Consider the following 18,174-nt stretch of genomic DNA (forward strand, 5'->3'; position numbering starts at 1 on the left):
GCGCGAATGTTGCGTGGGGATGCCGGGCTGTCAAACCTCTCGCGCCGGGCGCTGCTCGCCGGTGCCGCGCTGCTGGCACTGCCGGCCCGGGCCTGGGCGGCCGAGGACTTCGCGATCGACTGGCAGGGCGGCGAGCGGACGCCGGCGATCGCCGCATCGCTCGCCGCGCAGATCGCGCTGGTGAAGGCGCTCCGGGTGTCGGACGCGGCACGGGATTTCTTTGCGGCACAGGGAATCACGGTGGACCTGCAGCCGGGCACCAGGACGCGGGCGGGGCCGCGCGGCGTGTTCTTCGCGCGCGAGACGCAGCCGGCGGAGAATCCGGTGCTGCTCCACGAGCTGATCCATCGCTGGCAGCTGCTCCGGATGCCGGGCGGGCGGGAGAATCCCGACGTGCTGCGCTTCTATGGCGAGGCGAAGGCAAGCGGGCGCTGGCCGGCCCAGTCCTATATGTTGACCAACCCGTTCGAATTCTTCGCGATGACGGCGAGCGTGGTCCTCCACGGCATCGCCGCGCGTCCGCCCTTCCGGCGCGAGAACGTGAAGGCGAAGGCGCCGGAACTCTATGCGTTCATCGTGAAGGAGTTCGGGCTGGTGGTTTAGGGGAAGCGGCGCTTTCTCTGCCCCCCTCTGGCAGGGAGGGGGATTCGAGCGTTTCCAGCTATCCCGCCGGCGTCAGTTCGATCACGTCGAGCTTCGATTCGAACCCCGGATAGGGCAGGACCAGCCGCCAGCGCGCTTCGCCGATGCGCTCGACATAGCCGATCATGTCGCGCGTCTGGTCGACGCCGTAGCGCAGGGGGGCGGTCTCGTCGCCCAGGACCATCACGCCGATGAACATCGGGCGCGCGTCGGTGTTGGTGTAGATCAGCCCATTCGGGCGCTGCTCGCCGTCGACGCGGACGAAATGCGTCTCCTGGCCTTGCACGGTGATCCGGCACCGGCCGGCGGGATAGGCCGCGAAATACGGCGTGAGCGGCTGCTGGGAGCCGAGCTTGAAGGTGCGGCAGCGATATTCGCCCGCGGGCGGCATCCCGGCACTCAGCGCGCGATCGGGGTCGAACAGGTCCGGCTCCGCCGCGATCGCGGCCGGTGCCGCTGCCTTGGCCGGCGCGAGCGCGTCGTCCCAGGCACGGCGCCAGCTGCGGATGCGATCGGCATCGGCCTCGGTCATCACCTTGCGCCAGCTCCAGCCGGCGGGCGGGCGCGTGGCGGTGGCGTCGCGATAGACGCTGCAGCCGGTGAGCCCGAGCGCGAGCAGCGCGGCGGCGGGAATCCCCTTCATTGTTCCAAGCCCCTTCTCAGGCCGCGGTCCAGCCGCCGTCGATCGAATAATTGGCACCGGTGATCTGTGCCGCCTCGTCCCGGCACAGGAAGAGCACCAGCGCGGCGACCTGTTCCGGCTGGACGAACTCCTTGGTCGGCTGTGCGTCGAGCAGAACGTCGTTGATCACCTGCTCGCGCGTGAGCCCGCGCGTCTTCATCGTGTCGGGGATCTGGTTCTCGACCAGCGGGGTCCAGACATAGCCCGGCGAGACGCAGTTCACCGTGATGCCGCTGGTCGCCACTTCGAGGGCGATCGTCTTGGTGAGGCCGGCAATGGCGTGCTTGGCCATCACGTACGCGCTCTTGTTGGGGCTGGCGACCAGGCTGTGGGCCGATGCGGTGGAGATCACGCGGCCCCATTTCTGTGCCTTCATGAACGGCACCGCGGCCCGCGTCATGTGCCAGGCCGAGGACATGTTGATCGCGATGATCGCGTCATATTTGTCGATCGGAAAATCCTCGATCGGCGAGACGTGCTGGATGCCGGCATTGTTGATGATGATGTGCGGCCCGCCGAGTTCGTCATGGCAGCGCTGGACCATCGCCGCGATCTGGTCGGGCCTGGTCATGTCGGCGGCGTCGTAGAGCGCCTTGGCCCCGCTCGTCGCCTCGAGCGCGGCACGCTCCTTCTCGATCGCGGCCGCGTCGCCGAAGCCGTTGATCATCACGCTCGCGCCCTCGGCCGCCAGCGCCTTGGCATAGGCAAGGCCGATGCCCGAGGTGGAGCCGGTGATGATCGCGGACTTGCCCTTGAGGAACATGGAATACTCCTAACGCTGCGTCAGATCGAAGGCGGCGGTGTTGCCGTCGAGGATGTTCTGGGCGACGAGCCGGGCATTGGCCATGGTCTCCGCCACCGCCATGCGCCCGGCCTGCCAATGCTCGTGCATCGAGCGCGCCGAGAATTCGAAGTCGCGCGCGCCGCCTTCCCAGGCGTTGGCGCGGTAGATCAGGTGGACGAGGCTGACCGGATATTCGGTGACCCGGGCGCGGACCGCCTGCACTTCGGGGTCCTCCAGCAGCTCGGGCGGCAGCTTGCCCAGCAGACGGCAGACCATCTGGCGCTCCTGGCGCAGCCGCATCCGCTCGTCCGAGACGGCGCGGGTGCGGCTGGAGAAGCGGATCTCCTTCTCGCGCGCCAGCACGTCGGTGATGGTGCGCGGCAGCTCGTCGGCGGCGGGGAACAGGTCGACCTGGAAGATCAGCGTCTCGGCATCCTGCCGGTCGAGGACATGGGTGAGCGGCGTGTTGGAGACGAGGCCGCCGTCCCAATACCAGCAGCCGTCGATCTCCACCGGCGGCAGGCCCGGCGGCAGCGCGCCCGACGCCATGATGTGGCGCGCGTCGAGCCGTTCGTCGCGCGTGTCGAAATAGCGGAAATTGCCGCTCTTGATGTCGACCGCGCCGACCGAGAGGCGGACGGGGCCCTTGTTGAGCAGTTCCCAGTCGACCAGCCGGTCGAGCGTCTCGCGCAGAGGGGCGGTATCGTAGAAGCTCAGCGCCTCGGGCGTGCCGGGGACGGCGAAGCCGGGCGGCAGCAGGCGCGGGCGGAAGAAGCCGGGCACGCCGCCCAGCATGACCATGCCGGCCGCCCATTCATGGCTCAGCTCGCGCGCGGCGTCGTTCATCGGCAGCGAGAAATCGGGGAGCGCGGCGGTGGCGTCTTCCCAGAAGGTGCGGATCGCGGCGATGCGCTTCTCGGGCGGATTGCCGGCGAACAGCGCGGCGTTGACCGCGCCGATCGAGATGCCGGCGACCCAGTCGACCTCGATGCCGGCGCCCTGCAGTTCGTCGATCACGCCTGCCTGATAGGCACCGAGCGCGCCGCCGCCTTGCAGCACCAGCGCTACCGTGTCCGGCAACGGGAGGCCGGGGGCCTGGCGGCGGGGACGTGACTCGGCGTCTGCCATGCGCCTGCCTTGGCGGAAACCATGCGCCGAGGGAAGTGCCTGTTTCGCGATGGTTGGTGCGTGCAACGCAACGCCGCTTGGGGCATTGTCGCGGCGCGCCAACGAAGAGGGATGCCATGCGGCTCGACGATATCGACCCCACCGACAATGCCCAGGACCTGGGAAGCGGCGGCGGCGGGGGTGGCGGCGGCTTCGGGCTGCTGGGGCTGTTGCCGCTGCTGCTCGGCCGCGGCATGGGCTGCGGCAGCATCGCGATCATCGGCCTGATCGCGATCGCGTGGTTCGCGATGGGCGGCGGTGGCGGGGGCGGTGGCGGGCTGCTCGGCACCTCGGGCGGCAATGGCACTGCCGGCCAGTCGCCGACCGCTGGGCAGAGCGGGCGGCAGGTCTGCCAGGGCGAGCTGCGCCTCGAATCGTGCCGGGTGATGCGGCTCGCCGACGATACCTGGGCGGCGATCTTCCGCGAGGAAGGCAAGCAATACCGGCCGGCGACGATCAAATTCTACCAGGGGCGTGTCGATTCGGGCTGCGGTTCCGCGAGCTCGGCGGTCGGGCCCTTCTATTGCCCGGCGGACCAGGGCGTATATCTCGACACCAGCTTCTTCCAGGAACTGGAGCAGCGCTTCGGCGCCAAGGGCGATTTCGCCCGCGACTATGTGATCGCGCACGAGATGGGGCATCATGTCCAGGACCTGCTGGGCGTCTCGGGCGAAGTCTCGCGGCGCCAGGCGCGGGCGAGCCGGGCCGAGGGCAATGCGCTGTCGGTGCGGCTCGAGCTGCAGGCGGACTGCTATGCCGGCGTCTGGGCGGCGCGCAACAAGGACCGGATCGAGCCGGGCGACGTCGAGGAGGGCATGACCGCCGCCAACGCGATCGGCGACGACACGCTCCAGCGCGAGGCCCAGGGCACCGTGGTGCCGGAGAGCTTCACCCACGGCACTTCGGCCCAGCGCGTGGCCTGGCTGCGCAAGGGGCTGGAGGGCGGCGATCCGGCGCAGTGCGACACGTTTTCGGGGAATATCTAATCTTCGTCATCCCCGCGAAGGCGGGGATGACGGGTTGGGGGGTGACGCGCTAAGCCATCGTCATGACCGAAGAGATCCAAGCCGCCCCGGAAGCGCCGTCCCGCCCCGCACTCGCCTATCATCACACGCCCGGCACCGGGCCTACGGTGCTGTTCCTGTGCGGCTATGCCTCGGACATGCAAGGCACCAAGGCGCTCCATCTCGAGCAATGGGCCAGGGCGAACGGCCGGGCATATCTGCGCTTCGACTATGCCGGCTGCGGCGAGAGCGAAGGCGATTTCGAGGCCGAGACGCTGGCCAGCTGGCGCGACGACGCGATCCGGATGATCGACGAAGTGGCGCGCGGGCCGGTGGTGCTGGTCGGCTCGTCGATGGGCGGCTGGATCATGGCGATGATCGCCAAGGCGCGGCCGGAAATGGTCGCCGGCATGGTCGGCATCGCGGCGGCGCCGGACTTCACCGACTGGGGCTTCACCATGGAGCAGAAGCTGGCGCTGCTCCAGACCGGGCGGATCGAGGCGCCCAACGACTATGGCGACCGGCCGACCGTCACCACCCGCGCCTTCTGGGCATCGGGCGAGGCGAACCGCGTGCTCGTCCAGCCGATCGCCTGGGGCGGGCCGGTGCGGCTGCTGCACGGGCAGAAGGACAAGGAAGTGCCGTGGGAGCACGCGCCGCGGCTGGCGGCGGCGATCCGTTCAGACAGGGTGCAGACTCTGCTGGTCAAGGACGCGGAACATCGATTCTCGCGCGAGCAGGACCTGGCCCTGATCGTGCGCGCGCTCGAGGAAGTGCTCGCCCTATGCTCCCTTTCCTGATCCTCGCCCTGCAGGCCGTGCCCGCTACCGCGCCGGCCAAGCCCGCGCCCGCTCCTGCCGCACCGGAGAAGGAGCCGCCGCGCTTCACCCAGTGCATGGACCTGGCGACCGGCGATCCGGTGAAGGGCCAGATGGATGCGATCCAGTGGCGCACCACCGGCGGCGGCGTGCTGGCGCGCCAGTGCCTCGGCGTCGCCTATGCGAACCAGGGGAAATGGGCGGCGGCGGCCGGCGCGTTCGAGGATGCGGCGCGCGAGGCGGAGACCGGCAAGGATCCGCGCGCGCCCAATTACTGGGCCTCGGCGGGCAATGCCTGGATCGCGGCGGGCGATCCGACCAAGGCGCGCGCGGCGATCGACGCGGCGCTGGCCACGGGCACGCTCGCCGGGCTCGACCTGGGCGAGGCGCATCTCGACCGGGCGCGGGCGATGGTCGCGGCGGGCGACATGGACGCGGCGCGCAGCGACATCGACAAGGCGCTCACCTATGCCGACAAGGATCCGCTGGCCTGGCTGCTCTCCGCGACGCTGGCCCGGCGCGCGGGCGATCTGGGCCGGGCTGCCCGCGACGTCACCGAGGCGCTGCGACGCGCGCCCGACGATCCCTCCGTCCAGCTCGAGGCGGGCAATGTCGCCGCGGCGAGCGGCAACGAGGCCGATGCGCGGACGGCCTGGAACCGGGCGATCGAGCTGGCGCCGGGCACCGGCATCGCCAGCGCGGCCCGCAAGGCGCTGGAGCAGTTCTCGGCGACGGAGAAATGACATCGCTTCCCCTCCCTGGAAGGGAGGGGATCGAGGGGTGGGTAGAGGCCTGGCGGTACGGATGCCGTATCGCCAGGCCTTTCCGTACTCCGAGCACCCGACCCACCCCCAACCCCTCCCTTGCAGGGAGGGGAGTGGAGCGCCTATCTCCCGCCGCATGCGCTACCTCCACACCATGATCCGCGTGACGGATCCCGACGCCACCATCGCCTTTTTCGAGCTGCTGGGCCTCAGGCAGGTGCGGCGGATGGACAGCGAACAGGGGCGCTTCTCGCTGATCTTCCTCGCCGCCGACGAGGATTCGAAGGGCGAGGGCCAGCGCGCCGATGCCGAGGTAGAGCTCACCTGGAACTGGCCGGCCGAGGACGGCAGCCCGGCCGAAATCTATACCGGCGGGCGCAATTTCGGGCACCTCGCCTATCGTGTCGACAATATCTACGAGACCTGCCAGCGGCTGATGGACGGCGGCGTGACGATCAACCGCCCGCCGCGCGACGGCCACATGGCGTTCGTCCGCACGCCCGACAACATCTCGATCGAGCTGCTCCAGGCGGGCGACCGGCTGGCACCGGCCGAGCCCTGGGCCTCGATGCCCAATACGGGGCAGTGGTAGGCTTTCTCGAGACGCTGGGGGCGCGGGCCCCGATCGTGCAGGCGCCGATGGCTGGTGCCGCCGGCGCGGCGCTGGCGATCGCGGCGATGCGGGGCGGTGCGGTGGGATCGCTGCCCTGCGCGATGCTGACGCCCGAGCAGCTGGCCGCGCAGGTCGCCGAAGTGCGCGCGGCCGCGAACGGGCCGCTCAACCTCAATTTCTTCTGCCACCGGCTGCCCGAGCCGGCGCCCGACGAGAATGCCTGGCGGGCGTTGCTCGCGCCCTATTATGCCGAGGAAGGCGTTGCACCCGGTCCGCCGCCGCCGCTTCGCCGGCCCTTTGACGACGCATTGTGCGCGGCGGTCGAGCAGGCGCGGCCGGCGATCGTCAGCTTCCATTTCGGGCTGCCCGAGGCATCGCTGCTGGCGCGGGTGCGCGGCGCGGGCGCGCTGGTGTTCGGCAATGCGACGACAGCCGAGGAAATGCGCTGGCTGGCCGCGCGCGACGTCGATGCGGTGATCGCGCAGGGGGCCGAGGCCGGCGGGCATTCGGGCTGGTTCCTGGGCCCGGCGCATCGGCCGACTCCGCTGGCCGAGCTGCTGGCCGAGAAGATCGCGGTGCCGGTGATCGCTGCGGGCGGGATCGTCGATGGCGCGGACATCGCCCGGGCGCTGTCGGCCGGGGCGAGCGCGGTGCAACTGGGCACCGCCTTCCTCGCGGCGCGGGAGAGCGGCATCGCGGCGCCGTTCCGCGCGCTGCTGGGCACCCGGGTGCCGACCGGATTCACCAACCTGTTCTCGGGCCGCGAGGCGCAGGGCATCGTCAACCGGCTGATGCGCGAACTGGGCCCGATCCGCGACGAAGTGCCTGCCTTCCCCTATGGCTCCAATGCGCTGGCGCCGCTGCGCGCGCATGCCGAGGCGGATGGCCGGGGCGATTATTCGCCGCTCTGGGCCGGGACCGGCGTGGCGCGGGTGCGGGCGATGGGGGCGGAGGAACTGGTCGGCCGGCTCCTCGCGGAACTGGCGCAGGCGCGCGGGCGGGCCTAGACTGCCGCCATGCTCCAGATCGTCCGCATCCCCGCCCTCAGCGACAATTACATCTGGCTGGCCCATGATCCTGCCTCGGGCGAGACGATCGTGGTCGATCCTGCCCAGGCCGAGCCGGTGCTCGCCGAGGCGGACGAGCGCGGCTGGGCGATCACCGCGATCTGGAACACCCATTGGCATCCCGATCACACCGGCGGCAATGCCGGGATCAAGGCGCGCACCGGCGCCGAGGTGATCGCGCCCGCGGCGGAGGCGGCCAAGATCCCGACGGCGGACCGCCTGGTCGGGGAAGGGGATGCGGTGCGTATCGGCGATCATGTCGCGCAGGTGCTGGAAGTGCCGGCGCACACGGCGGGGCACATCGCCTATCATTTCGCCGGGGACGCGGTGGTCTTCGTCGGCGACACGCTGTTCGCCATGGGCTGCGGCCGGCTGTTCGAAGGGACGGCGGAGCAGATGTACGCCAATATGCGGCGCCTGGCGCAGCTGCCGCCCGAGACCCGGGTCTATTGCGCGCACGAATATACCCAGTCGAACGGCCGCTACGCGCTGGTCGTCGAGCCGGACAATGCGGCGATCCGCGCGCGCATGGCCGAAGTGAACGCCGCGCGCGCGGCGGGCGAGGCGACCGTGCCCACGACGATCGGCCAGGAACTCGCCACCAATCCCTTTCTGCGCGCCGCCAGCGCCGCCCAGCTTGCCGAGCGGCGTGCGGCGAAGGATGCATTTTGATCGGCGAAGCGCTATGATGCGATGGTCGGGGGCGACAGGAGAATAGAGATGTTCCGCTTCGCCATTCCCGCGGTCCTCACCTTCGCCGCCGCCTGTGCCGCCAATGCCGCGCTGCCCCAGCGCACCGCCGATCGCGACGAGGCCAAGATCGCCAGGACGCTTGCCGGACTGACGCCGGGCAAGCCGCAGGACTGCATCCCGCGCGAGCGGATGGGCGAGACCCAGGGCTTTCCGAACACGATCCTCTATATCGAGGGCCGCAAGAAGGTGTGGCGCAACGACGTGACCGGCAGCTGCACCGGGCTGGCGAGCGATGACCTGATGGTGGTCGAGAGCACGTCGGGCCAGCTGTGCCGCGGCGACATCGTCCGCACGCGCACGCGACTGGGCGGCGGCATGTTGACCAGCAGCTGCGCGCTCGGCAGCTTCGTACCCTACACCAAATGAGGAGAGCCGGGATGCGCGCGCCCATCATCGCCGCGATGCTCGCGCTGGCCGGCTGTGCCGCCAGCAGCGAGATGCAGGCCTCGCAACAGGCCGAGGCGCGGAACGACCTGGCAGCGGCGCTCGGCGACCGGGTGCCGGGCGCGCCGCGCGACTGCATCAACATCTCCGATTCCGACGGCCCGCAGATCATTGACGATCGCACCATCCTCTACAAGCCGGTGGGGCGGACGCTGTGGCGCAACGACCTGGGGAGCAGCTGCCCGGGCCTGCGGCCCTACACCACGCTGATCGTGGAGGTGCACGGATCGCAGCTCTGCCGGAACGACCGGTTCCGCGTGCTCGATCCGGGTTCGAGCATTCCGGGCGCCTATTGCATGTTCGGCAGGTTCACGCCGTACGAGAAGGCGAAATAGCGCCCTTCTCCCCGCGAAGGGGAGCAGGGCTCACTTCGCCACGCCGAGCCGGTCCATCACGAAGCCGAGATATTCGGCCTGCTGGCGATAGCGTTCGAACCGGCCCGACTTGCCGCCATGCCCGGCCTCCATGTTGACGCGGAAGACGAGCGGGTTGGCATCGGTCTTCTTCGCGCGCAGCCGGGCGACCCATTTGGCCGGCTCGTAATATTGCACCTGGCTGTCCCACAGGCCCGTGGAGACGTACATCGCCGGATAGGCCCGCGCCGCGACATTGTCGTAGGGCGAGTAGCTCAGCATATAATCGTAATAGCGCTTCTCGGCGGGGTTGCCCCATTCGTCGAACTCGCCGGTGGTGAGCGGGATCGACGTGTCGAGCATGGTGGTGACCACGTCGACAAAGGGCACCTGCGCAACGATCACGCGATAGTCCTGCGGCGCCATGTTGGCGATGCCGCCCATCAGCAGCCCGCCGGCGCTGCCGCCCATCGCGGCGACGCGGCCCTTGGCGGCATAGCCCTGGTCGACGAGGAAGCGCGTCACGTCGATGAAATCGGTGAAGCTGTTCTTCTTGTTGAGCACCTTGCCCTGGTCGAACCATTTGCGGCCCATTTCCTGCCCGCCGCGGATATGGGCGATGGCATAGACCATGCCGCGATCGAGCAGGCCGGGGAGCATCGGCGAGAAGGCGGGGTCGGTCGAATAGCCGTAGCTGCCATAGGCATATTGGAAGAGCGCGGCGGTGCCGTCCTTCGCCAGGCCCTTCGCCCGGACCAGGCTGACCGGAACCCTGGTGCCGTCGCGTGCGGTGGCCCAGACGCGTTCGGTGACGTATTTCGCCGGGTCGTAGCCCGGCACCGGTTGGACCTTGAGCACGCGGCGCTCACCGGTCTTGTAGTTCACTTCATAGGTGGTGGTCGGCGTCACCAGCGAATCATAGGTGTAGCGCAGCCATTCGCTGCCCGGCTCCTCGTTGGTGCCGAGCGCCATGGTGTAGGCGGGCTCGTCGGCCGCGACCGGGAAGGGCTTGGCGCCAGGGACGAGGATGCGCAGCTTCTTGTTGCCCTCGGTGCGCTCCTCGATGGCGAGGAAGCCGTCGAAGGGCTTGAAGTCCTCGATGAAGCTGTCGTCGCTGGCGGGAACAAGATCCTTCCACGCCGCGCGGCCATGGGCGAGATGCGCGTCGCCAACCGCCATCAGCCGGTAATTGGGCGCCTGCCAGTTGGTGCGGACGATCCAGCGGTCGCCGAGATGATCGGCCTGATAGAGGAAATCGCGCTCGCGCGGGGCGACCACCGTGAAGCCGGCGGGGTTCGCGGCGGGCGCGCAGCGCTGCTCGTCGCTGACCGTGCTGTGCAGATAGATGCAGAGATACCGGTCGTCGGTCGTGCGGCCGACGCCCATGTAATAGGTGTCGTCCTTTTCCTCATAGACCAGCCGGTCCGCGGAAGCGGGCGTGCCGAGGATGTGCGCCTTCACCCGCTTGGAGAGCAGGGTGACGGGGTCCTTCTCCAGGTAGAGGATCGTCCGGTTGTCGCCGGCCCAGACCACGCCGCCCTCGACATTAGGGATGCTGTCCGCGAAGGTCTCGCCGGTCTCGAGGTTCTTCACCTGGAGCACATATTGGCGGCGGCCGACGGTATCGAGCGTATAGGCGAGCAGCCGGTTGTCCGGGCTCACCGCGCGGCCGGCGATCTGGAAGAAACTGTGGCCCTTCGCCATGGCCGGCTGGTCGAGGATCACTTCCTCGGGCGCTTCCATGCTGCCCTTGCGCCGCGCGACGATCGGATAGTCGGCGCCGGTGGCGAAGCGGGTGTAGTAATAATAGCCGCGCTTCAGATAGGGGACCGAGCTGTCGTCCTGCTTGATGTGCCCGACGATCTCTCCATAGAGCTTGTCCGCCAACGGCCTTTCGGGCGCGAGCACCGCATCGGCGTAGGCGTTCTCGGCCTTGAGATGGGCCAGCATCTCCGGGTTCTTCCGGGTGTCGTCGCGCAGCCAGTAATATTCGTCGTTGCGGGTGGCGCCGAAGGGTGCCTTGACCGCGTGCGGCTTCTGCGCGGCGACGGGCGGCGCGGGCGCGGGCGCGGGCGCGGGCACGGTCTGGGCGAGCGCAGGCAGCGCCGTGCCGGCAGCGAGCAGGGCGGCGGTGGCGAGCAGGCGCTTCATGGCGGTTCCCCTTGCGAAACGAATCGCCGGGGATCGTGGCAAGCCGGCGGGCAACGGGAAAGCCAAATCCTCCCCGGGGACGCGCCCGGGGAGGATTTTCGTTACAGCACGTAGCGGCTCAGGTCGGTGTTCCGCGCCACGGCGGCGAGCTGCCCGTCGACATAGGCGCCGTCGATCACCAGCGTCTCGCCCTTGCGGTCCTCGGCGCCGAAGCTGATGTCCTCGAGCAGCTTCTCCATCACGGTCTGGAGCCGGCGGGCACCGATATTCTCGACTTCGCCATTCACTTCGGCGGCGATGCGCGCGACTGCGCGGATGCCGTCGTCGGTGAAGTCGATCCGCACGCCCTCGGTGCCGAGCAGCGCCGCATATTGCTGGACCAGGCTCGCCTTGGTGTCCGAGAGGATCGCGACGAAATCCTCCTCGGTCAGCCCCTTCAGCTCGACCCGGATCGGCAGGCGGCCCTGCAGCTCGGGCAGCAGGTCGCTCGGCTTGGCGACATGGAACGCGCCGCTGGCGATGAAGAGGATATGGTCGGTCTTCATCGGCCCGTATTTGGTGGCGACGGTGGTGCCTTCGATCAGCGGCAGCAGGTCGCGCTGGACGCCCTCGCGGCTGACCGAGCCGCCGCGCACGTCCGACACGGCGATCTTGTCGATCTCGTCGAGGAAGACGATGCCGTTGGCCTCGGCATCCGCGAGCGCGACGCGGCTCACTTCGTCCTGGTCGAGGCGCTTGTCGGCCTCTTCCTCGACCAGCTTGGTCCAGGCGGCGCGCACGCTCATCTTGCGGCGCTTGAGCGACTGGCCGCCCAGGCCCTTCATCATCTCGCCCAGGTTGATCATCTGCATCGGTGCGCCGGGGATCTCGAAGGGCATGCCGCCGGCCTGCTCGACTTCGATCTCGATCTCCGAATTGTCCAGCGTGCCCTCATGGAAGCGCTGCTTGAACGCCTCGCGCGTGGCCGTGGACGAGTCCTTGCCGGTCAGCGCATCGAGCAGGCGGCCCATCGCCGCTTCCTCGGCCTTGTCCTTCACCGCGGCGCGGCGGCGCTCCTTTTCGAGCCGGATCGCCTCTTCCACCAGGTCGCGGGCGATCTGCTCGACGTCGCGGCCGACATAGCCGACTTCGGTGAACTTGGTGGCTTCCACCTTCACGAAGGGGGCATCGGCGAGCTTGGCCAGACGGCGGCTGATCTCGGTCTTGCCGCAGCCGGTCGGCCCGATCATCAGGATATTCTTGGGCGTGACTTCGTCGCGCAGCTCGGCCGAGAGCTGCTGGCGGCGCCAGCGGTTGCGCAGTGCCACCGATACGGCGCGCTTGGCGTCCTTCTGGCCGATGATGTGCGCATCGAGCGCGGCGACGATCGCCTTGGGCGTGAGATTCTCGTTCATTTGGGGAAATGGGTTCTCTGGTTCGTTGCGGTCCCCGATGTTGGGGGCCGCACGCGCCGCTTCAAGCCGTGCAGCGAAAGCCGGAGAAGAAGGCGCGCTGCTTCTCGAGGATCTTCGCGATCCGCTCGGGCTGGGGCGTGGGGTCCCATTCGCCATGCTCGAAAGTGCCGCCGCAGACGATGCCGTCGTCGCGAGGAAACATATAGCCCATCTGCCCGGCGACGGCATATTGCACCTCGGCCTGGGGCAGGAGCACGGCGAGCTGGCCGCGCACCGGCTCGATCCCGGTATCGCCGAACAGCTTGCCGGCGCCCAGGCCCGTGCAGTTGAACACCAGCGTCTCGGGCAGCGCGAGGATGTCGGCGGGCGTGGCGAAGTCGCGGACCACGAACCGGCCGCCGGCGATCTGGACGTCGCGCATCAGCTGGCGGAGGAGGTGGCCGCTCTCGGCATACATGGTGCTGAAGCGGCGGACGCGCCGGACCGGGAAGGGGTGCTCGCCGGGGCCGAGGATCACGCGGTCGGTTTCATAGGCGCTGGAGAGATCGGGTTCGGCATCGCCCCCGGCCGGATCGTCGGGCATCTGGAGATAGGTCGGCACCCAGCGAATGCCATATTCCGCGCCGACCATGATCTGGAAGCGACGCCAGCTATAGTCCATCGCCGCCTTGAACTGCGCGATCCATTCGGGAGTGACCTGATCGGGATCGTAGAGGCTGGCCGGATGCCATTGCCCGCCGGCGACGTTCGACGTGGTGTGGGGCGGAAGCTGGGCGGCATAGAGCGTGACCTGGCGGCCCGCTTCCTGGAGCAGGCGCGCGGTGGTGAGCCCGACGATGCCGCAGCCGAGCACGGCGGCCGGTCCGCCATGGCCGGGCAGGCCGAGATCGACCGCGAGGCGCGACGTGCCCCAGCCGAGCGTGATGCCGGCGCCGCCATGGCCGTAATTATGGACGAGGCACTTGTCCCCCAGCGGCTCGGCCCGGACGACGAAGCCCTGGGCGCGATAGGGGCGCAGGCCCGCGACGGTGCGGATGACTCGGCCGGGTGCGACATTGACGGCCGGCAGGCATTTCGGGCCGCGCGTGGTGCTGGCCAGCGTCGCCGGGCGCGGGTTCGCCGCGCAGCCGGGAAGGGCGAGTGCGGCGGAGGCGATCAGCGGGCGGCGGGCGATGTACATGGCGCGCAGGGTAGGCGCGGGGCGGGGAGGCTCAACCCCGTTTCGGATAGGGGGAGGCATGAGCTGGGCTCATGCCTGTCTCGCTTCCTCCCCTCCCTGCAAGGGAGGGGTTGGGGGTGGGTGGATGCATGCGATACGGGAACGCGCTGGCATGCCGCTTCCATCCGCCCCGACGCGACCCAACCCTCGATCCCCTCCCTTGCAGGGGGGAGGAAAAAGGAGGGGAAGCCTAGCGAGGCCTGCCTTCCCCCAGCCAGGCCTCGGCCTCCTCCATCGTCATGAAAATCCGCATCCGGGGATGCGTCTGGGTGCGCTCGGCCTGGAGCTTGTTCAGATGGCTGCCCACCACCGAGGCGGCGCGGCCGGAGGTGAGGGTCAGCCCGGCCTCGGCGATGCTGGGGAGGAGGTCGGCGACGTCGTTCGCCTGCACCGGGAAGTCGCGCGAATCGATCAGCACGTCGTAATCGTCGCGGATCGCGCGCACCTCCTGCGCCTTGGCGCCGGCCGCCGCCGCGAAGGCGCGTACCGTCTCCACCGTCCAGAAATCGCGGATATGGACCAGAATGCGGTTGCGGCGGGGATCATAGTCGAGGCGGAACTCCATCCGGCCGCCCCCGGCGTCAGGCATCACTGTCGAGCATTTCCACCGTCAGCCGATCATTGGTGTAGACGCACAGCTCGCCCGCGATCTTCATCGCGGCCCGCGCGATCTTCTCGGGGTCGCTTTCGTAGTCGACCAGCGCGCGCGCGGCGGCCAGGGCGAAATTGCCGCCCGAGCCAATCGCCGCCACGCCGCCCTCGGGCTCGAGCACGTCGCCGTTTCCGGTGACGACCAGCGTCACTTCCTTGTCGGCGACGATCAGCATCGCCTCGAGGTTGCGGAGATATTTGTCGGTGCGCCAGTCCTTGGCGAGCTCGACCGCGGCGCGGAGCAACTGGCCGTTATGGCGCTCCAGCTTGGCCTCGAGCCGTTCGAACAGCGTGAACGCGTCGGCGGTGGCCCCCGCGAAGCCCGCGATCACCTTGCCGTCGCCCAGGGGCCGCACCTTGCGGGCGTTGGGCTTCATCACGGTATTGCCGGCCGAGACCTGGCCGTCCCCCGCGATCACCACCTTGCCGGATTTGCGCACGGAGAGAATCGTCGTGCCGTGCCACGCATTTGTTTCGCTCATGGCGCGGATATGGGGAGTCCCCCGCACACGCCGCAAGAGGGGTGGCCAGCAACCCGCGGATGGCGGGGGCGGACCGAGGTGTTGCATCGACGACACATCGCAGTGCAGCAAAATTCAGCGCCGACAACGCTGACGCATCCGTGGGATTGACAGTTTCATGAAACCGGTTTCATGGGGGTTTCCGGCGGCAACCATAATCAGAACAACGCGCGCCACCGTTTGTAACCGGTTACAACTGGGTTGGGGAGGAATGACAGTGGGAATTTCGAGGAAGAATCGTCGCGTCTTGACGCGTGGCATCTCGGCGACGGCGATGGCCGCGGCGACCTTGTTCGCGAGCGGCGCGGTGTTGCTGCCGACCATGGCGTCGGCGCAGGTGAGCACCGCCAGCGTGCGCGGCCAGGTGATCGGCGCCGACGGCAAGGGCGCGGCCGGCGCGCAGGTGACCGCGCGCAGCACCGCCACCAACCAGACCTGGCGCGCGACCGGCGATGCGAATGGCGGCTACACGCTCACCGGCCTGCGCCCGGGCGAATATGAAGTGACCGCCACGGCGGGCGCCGAGACTACGAGCCAGCTGGTGGTGGTCGCAGTCGGCCAGTCGGCCAGCCTCGACCTGACGGTCGGCGGCGCGGCGGTGCCCGAGGGCCGGATCGTCGTCACCGGCAGCCGCCTGAGCGAGACGCGGACCAGCGAAGTCGCGACCAATGTCAGCGTGACGCAGATCCAGCGTCTTCCGCAGACCGACCGCAACTTCCTGTCCTTCGTCGCGCTCGCCCCGGGCGTGAAATATAATGACAGCGAGACCGACAAGGGCTTCACCTCGGGCGCCTCGACGGCGAGCCAGGTCAACGTGTTCGTCGACGGCGTCAGCCTGAAGAACCAGCTGCGCGAGGGCGGTATCGCCGGCCAGCAGAACAGCCGCGGCAACCCGTTCGGCCAGCTCGCCGTGCAGGAATTCCGCGTCCTCACCCAGAACTACAAGGCCGAATATGAGCAGGCCGGCGCGGCGATCGTCACGGCGGTCACCAAATCGGGCACCAACGAGTTCCACGGCGAGATCTTCGGCCAGTACACCGACAAGGGGCTGAGCGAGAAGGCGTATCTCGACAAGCGCAACAACCGCCCCGAGCCGCCGTTCGAGCGCAAGCAATATGGCGTGTCGCTGGGCGGCCCGATCATCAAGGACCGGCTGTTCTTCTTCGGCGCCTATGAAGGCAACGACCAGAATCGCGCCTTCAACGTCAAGAGCAGCGGGTCCGCCGACGCGATCCGGCAGTTCGAGCAATATTCGGGCCGCCGCCTGAGCGAGTTCGAAGGCGCATTCGTCAGCCCCTTCCGCGGCGACTTCTATTTCGGCAAGCTGACCCTGACGCCGGATGATCGCCAGACCTTCGACCTGTCGTTCAGCCGCCGCCAGGAAAGCGACATCCAGAACTTCGGCAATAATACTTCCTTCGAGAACGCCGAAAACAAGAAGAATAAGGTCGACACTTACCTGTTCAAGTGGAACTACAACGGCAACAACTTTACCAACGAGTTCAACGCCAGCTACCTGAACTACAACTTCAATCCGACATCGCTGCACCCCGAGCTTCCGTCCTACGACTATGTCAGCGTGATCCTGTTCGGCGGCAAGGATTCTACCCGCAACGAGACGCAGCAGAGCTACACGCTGCGCGACGACTTCACCTTCACCGGCTTCGACGGCCATGCGATCAAGTTCGGCGCGCGCGTGGAAGTGACGGACATCCAGTTCGACAACAACGCCTATATCCAGCCGCGTTATACCTATCGCATCGACGTCCCCGGCAACACCGACTTCTCCTTCCCGGCCGAAGCGCGGCTGGGGCTGGGCAGCGGCAAGATCCAGGGGTCGAACACCCAGATCGGCCTCTATGTCCAGGACGACTGGAACGTCACCGAGCGGGTGCAGCTGAATCTCGGCCTGCGCTGGGACTATGAGACCAACGGCTTCAACAACCATTATCGCACGCCGGCGGCGGCGGCGGCGGCGCTCCGCGCGCTGCCCAAGACCTATTATTTCGATCCCGAGAACTACATCACCGACGGCACCAACCGTAAGCCGTTCGCCGGTGCCTTCGCGCCGCGCCTCGGCTTCTCCTGGGACATCAAGGGCGATCGCTCGACGGTGATCTTCGGCGGGGCCGGCCGCTATTACGACCGCAACAATTTCAACAACACGATCGACGAGCTGTCGCGCACGATCAATCCGATCGGCATATTCCGCTTCTCGCGCGACGGCCAGCCGCGCTCGGGCCTGCCGACCATCCAGTGGAACCCGTCCTATGGCACGCGCGCAGGCCTGCTTGCACTGGTCGCCAGCGCCCAGAGCGCCGGCCTGCCCGAACTGTTCGCGGTCAAGAACAACGCGAAGCCGCCGGTGAACGACCAGTTCAGCCTCGGCGTGCGCCAGCGCATCGGCGTGTTCGAGGCCTCGGTCACCGGCTCGTACCAGCGCGGCCGCCACGGCTATACCAACCTGTTCGCCACCCGGCAGAACAACGGCCTGGGCAATTGCTGCAACACCGCGCCGGTGATTCCGTTCGGCTATGCCAATGTCCTGATCGGCTATGACGGGCTCGATACCCGCTACAAGGCGCTCTATTTCACGCTCGACAAGAACTACACCAAGAGCTCGGGCTGGGGCCTGAACATCGCCTATACCCTGTCCAAGGCGGAGCAGAATGGCGGCGACCTGTTCAGCCTCGATGGCGTGACGCCGGACCGCTATGGCTGGCGCCCCAAGGCCGGCGACGAGCGGCACCGGATCGTGATCTCCGGCATGGTCGACCTGCCGCTGGGCTTCCGCTTCTCGACCCTCACCACGCTGAGCAGCGGCGCGGGCTATCAGGTGACCGATGCCACCAACGGCTTCGACACCGGCGCGCTGCGCCTGGTCACGGCCTATCCGGTGAAGAACTGCATCAAGGGCCTGTTCGCCTTCTGCGAAGTGAATGCCTCGCTCGCCAAGGACGTGAAGATCGCAGGCGGCAACCTCGAGGCGGCGGTCGATGTCCTGAACCTGTTCAACAACAAGAACTTCAAGGACTTCGACACCTTCATGAGCTCCACCGACCCGCTCGTTCCGGGCCTGATCGGCGCGAACACGATCACGCTGCCGCGGCGCATCCAGTTCCGCCTGGGCTATCGCTTCTGAGGCGC

The 18,174-nt window shown here is 68.3% G+C and carries 18 protein-coding genes; 10 read left to right on the plus strand and 8 right to left on the minus strand.

Features of this window, described 5'->3' with window-relative positions; all coding sequences use genetic code 11:
* The first annotated feature begins 6 nt into the window (after positions 1 to 6).
* Entirely contained in the window at positions 7 to 603 is a 597-nt protein-coding gene (locus CAP40_RS16905; RefSeq protein ID WP_086130704.1) for a hypothetical protein, read from the plus strand.
* A 58-nt stretch (positions 604 to 661) separates the two neighbouring features.
* Here the strand turns inward: CAP40_RS16905 and CAP40_RS16910 are convergent, their stop codons facing one another.
* From CAP40_RS16910 to CAP40_RS16920, 3 genes are read right to left on the minus strand one after another with little or no spacing between them, the layout of a single operon-like run.
* Positions 662 to 1,285, minus strand: coding sequence for a DUF4893 domain-containing protein (locus tag CAP40_RS16910; RefSeq protein ID WP_086130705.1), 624 nt, complete (start codon positions 1,283 to 1,285; stop codon positions 662 to 664).
* A 16-nt stretch (positions 1,286 to 1,301) separates the two neighbouring features.
* The gene (locus tag CAP40_RS16915; RefSeq protein WP_086130706.1) at positions 1,302 to 2,087 is read right to left on the minus strand and encodes a 3-hydroxybutyrate dehydrogenase; all 786 of its coding nucleotides are present in this window, start codon (positions 2,085 to 2,087) and stop codon (positions 1,302 to 1,304) included.
* A 9-nt stretch (positions 2,088 to 2,096) separates the two neighbouring features.
* Positions 2,097 to 3,236, minus strand: a complete 1,140-nt coding sequence (locus CAP40_RS16920; protein WP_086130707.1) for a patatin-like phospholipase family protein — start codon at positions 3,234 to 3,236, stop codon at positions 2,097 to 2,099.
* A gap of 116 nt (positions 3,237 to 3,352) precedes the next feature.
* On the opposite strand from CAP40_RS16920, the gene CAP40_RS16925 reads away from it, so the two are divergent.
* The 8 genes from CAP40_RS16925 to CAP40_RS16960 all read left to right on the plus strand — a co-directional run bounded on the left by CAP40_RS16925 (position 3,353) and on the right by CAP40_RS16960 (position 9,073).
* Positions 3,353 to 4,261: a neutral zinc metallopeptidase gene (locus CAP40_RS16925; RefSeq protein ID WP_086130708.1), complete on the plus strand. Its 909-nt coding sequence runs from the start codon at positions 3,353 to 3,355 to the stop codon at positions 4,259 to 4,261.
* Between the two features lie 62 nt (positions 4,262 to 4,323).
* Positions 4,324 to 5,079: a S9 family peptidase gene (locus CAP40_RS16930; RefSeq protein WP_086130709.1), complete on the plus strand. Its 756-nt coding sequence runs from the start codon at positions 4,324 to 4,326 to the stop codon at positions 5,077 to 5,079.
* Entirely contained in the window at positions 5,064 to 5,840 is a 777-nt protein-coding gene (locus CAP40_RS16935) for a tetratricopeptide repeat protein (RefSeq protein WP_086130710.1), read from the plus strand. The genes CAP40_RS16930 and CAP40_RS16935 overlap by 16 nt, the downstream gene beginning before the upstream one ends.
* Positions 5,841 to 5,997: 157 nt before the next feature.
* Positions 5,998 to 6,453 (plus strand): VOC family protein, encoded by a 456-nt coding sequence (locus CAP40_RS16940; RefSeq protein ID WP_086130711.1) that lies wholly within the window; start codon positions 5,998 to 6,000, stop codon positions 6,451 to 6,453.
* Positions 6,447 to 7,481: a nitronate monooxygenase family protein gene (locus CAP40_RS16945; RefSeq protein WP_256924303.1), complete on the plus strand. Its 1,035-nt coding sequence runs from the start codon at positions 6,447 to 6,449 to the stop codon at positions 7,479 to 7,481. The genes CAP40_RS16940 and CAP40_RS16945 overlap by 7 nt, the downstream gene beginning before the upstream one ends.
* 9 nt (positions 7,482 to 7,490) lie before the next feature.
* Entirely contained in the window at positions 7,491 to 8,213 is a 723-nt protein-coding gene (gene gloB, locus CAP40_RS16950; RefSeq protein WP_086130712.1) for a hydroxyacylglutathione hydrolase, read from the plus strand.
* Between the two features lie 48 nt (positions 8,214 to 8,261).
* Positions 8,262 to 8,660 (plus strand): hypothetical protein, encoded by a 399-nt coding sequence (locus CAP40_RS16955; protein ID WP_086130713.1) that lies wholly within the window; start codon positions 8,262 to 8,264, stop codon positions 8,658 to 8,660.
* 11 nt (positions 8,661 to 8,671) lie between these two features.
* A complete protein-coding gene (locus CAP40_RS16960) occupies positions 8,672 to 9,073 on the plus strand; it encodes a DUF6491 family protein (protein ID WP_256924304.1) in 402 nt (133 codons plus the stop codon).
* 30 nt (positions 9,074 to 9,103) lie between these two features.
* On the opposite strand, the gene CAP40_RS16965 is transcribed toward CAP40_RS16960, so the two are convergent.
* The 5 genes from CAP40_RS16965 to hslV form a co-directional block, all read right to left on the minus strand.
* Positions 9,104 to 11,242, minus strand: coding sequence for a S9 family peptidase (locus CAP40_RS16965; RefSeq protein WP_179188323.1), 2,139 nt, complete (start codon positions 11,240 to 11,242; stop codon positions 9,104 to 9,106).
* Positions 11,243 to 11,343: 101 nt separating this feature from the next.
* Positions 11,344 to 12,636 (minus strand): ATP-dependent protease ATPase subunit HslU, encoded by a 1,293-nt coding sequence (gene hslU, locus CAP40_RS16970; RefSeq protein ID WP_086130714.1) that lies wholly within the window; start codon positions 12,634 to 12,636, stop codon positions 11,344 to 11,346.
* A 61-nt stretch (positions 12,637 to 12,697) separates the two neighbouring features.
* Complete coding sequence (locus CAP40_RS16975) at positions 12,698 to 13,816, minus strand: FAD-dependent oxidoreductase (protein ID WP_086130715.1); 1,119 nt, start codon at positions 13,814 to 13,816, stop codon at positions 12,698 to 12,700.
* Positions 13,817 to 14,045: 229 nt separating this feature from the next.
* Positions 14,046 to 14,444, minus strand: coding sequence for a hypothetical protein (locus tag CAP40_RS16980; protein WP_144034406.1), 399 nt, complete (start codon positions 14,442 to 14,444; stop codon positions 14,046 to 14,048).
* Positions 14,437 to 14,988, minus strand: a complete 552-nt coding sequence (hslV, locus tag CAP40_RS16985; RefSeq protein ID WP_086130717.1) for an ATP-dependent protease subunit HslV — start codon at positions 14,986 to 14,988, stop codon at positions 14,437 to 14,439. Before hslV ends, CAP40_RS16980 begins: the two co-directional genes overlap by 8 nt.
* A gap of 286 nt (positions 14,989 to 15,274) precedes the next feature.
* Here hslV and CAP40_RS16990 point away from each other — a divergent pair, with 286 nt between their 5' ends.
* On the plus strand, positions 15,275 to 18,169 hold the full coding sequence (locus tag CAP40_RS16990) for a TonB-dependent receptor domain-containing protein (protein WP_256924305.1): 2,895 nt from the start codon (positions 15,275 to 15,277) through the stop codon (positions 18,167 to 18,169).
* Positions 18,170 to 18,174: the final 5 nt, after the last annotated feature.

Source organism: Sphingomonas sp. IBVSS2 (genome assembly GCF_002127225.1).
In the GTDB taxonomy this organism is placed as follows: Bacteria; Pseudomonadota; Alphaproteobacteria; order Sphingomonadales; family Sphingomonadaceae; genus Sphingomonas.

What these genes read in the sequence shown, in the direction of transcription:
- CAP40_RS16920 (WP_086130707.1), bottom strand. Translation starts at nt 3,236, where the DNA reads ATGGCAGACGCCGAGTCACGTCCCCGCCGCCAGGCCCCCGGCCTCCCG.
- CAP40_RS16975 (WP_086130715.1), bottom strand. Translation starts at nt 13,816, where the DNA reads ATGTACATCGCCCGCCGCCCGCTGATCGCCTCCGCCGCACTCGCCCTT.
- CAP40_RS16965 (WP_179188323.1), bottom strand. Translation starts at nt 11,242, where the DNA reads ATGAAGCGCCTGCTCGCCACCGCCGCCCTGCTCGCTGCCGGCACGGCG.
- CAP40_RS16940 (WP_086130711.1), top strand. Translation starts at nt 5,998, where the DNA reads ATGCGCTACCTCCACACCATGATCCGCGTGACGGATCCCGACGCCACC.
- CAP40_RS16910 (WP_086130705.1), bottom strand. Translation starts at nt 1,285, where the DNA reads ATGAAGGGGATTCCCGCCGCCGCGCTGCTCGCGCTCGGGCTCACCGGC.
- CAP40_RS16935 (WP_086130710.1), top strand. Translation starts at nt 5,064, where the DNA reads ATGCTCCCTTTCCTGATCCTCGCCCTGCAGGCCGTGCCCGCTACCGCG.
- hslU (WP_086130714.1), bottom strand. Translation starts at nt 12,636, where the DNA reads ATGAACGAGAATCTCACGCCCAAGGCGATCGTCGCCGCGCTCGATGCG.
- CAP40_RS16960 (WP_256924304.1), top strand. Translation starts at nt 8,672, where the DNA reads ATGCGCGCGCCCATCATCGCCGCGATGCTCGCGCTGGCCGGCTGTGCC.
- hslV (WP_086130717.1), bottom strand. Translation starts at nt 14,988, where the DNA reads ATGAGCGAAACAAATGCGTGGCACGGCACGACGATTCTCTCCGTGCGC.
- gloB (WP_086130712.1), top strand. Translation starts at nt 7,491, where the DNA reads ATGCTCCAGATCGTCCGCATCCCCGCCCTCAGCGACAATTACATCTGG.
- CAP40_RS16955 (WP_086130713.1), top strand. Translation starts at nt 8,262, where the DNA reads ATGTTCCGCTTCGCCATTCCCGCGGTCCTCACCTTCGCCGCCGCCTGT.
- CAP40_RS16915 (WP_086130706.1), bottom strand. Translation starts at nt 2,087, where the DNA reads ATGTTCCTCAAGGGCAAGTCCGCGATCATCACCGGCTCCACCTCGGGC.
- CAP40_RS16905 (WP_086130704.1), top strand. Translation starts at nt 7, where the DNA reads ATGTTGCGTGGGGATGCCGGGCTGTCAAACCTCTCGCGCCGGGCGCTG.
- CAP40_RS16930 (WP_086130709.1), top strand. Translation starts at nt 4,324, where the DNA reads ATGACCGAAGAGATCCAAGCCGCCCCGGAAGCGCCGTCCCGCCCCGCA.
- CAP40_RS16980 (WP_144034406.1), bottom strand. Translation starts at nt 14,444, where the DNA reads ATGCCTGACGCCGGGGGCGGCCGGATGGAGTTCCGCCTCGACTATGAT.
- CAP40_RS16925 (WP_086130708.1), top strand. Translation starts at nt 3,353, where the DNA reads ATGCGGCTCGACGATATCGACCCCACCGACAATGCCCAGGACCTGGGA.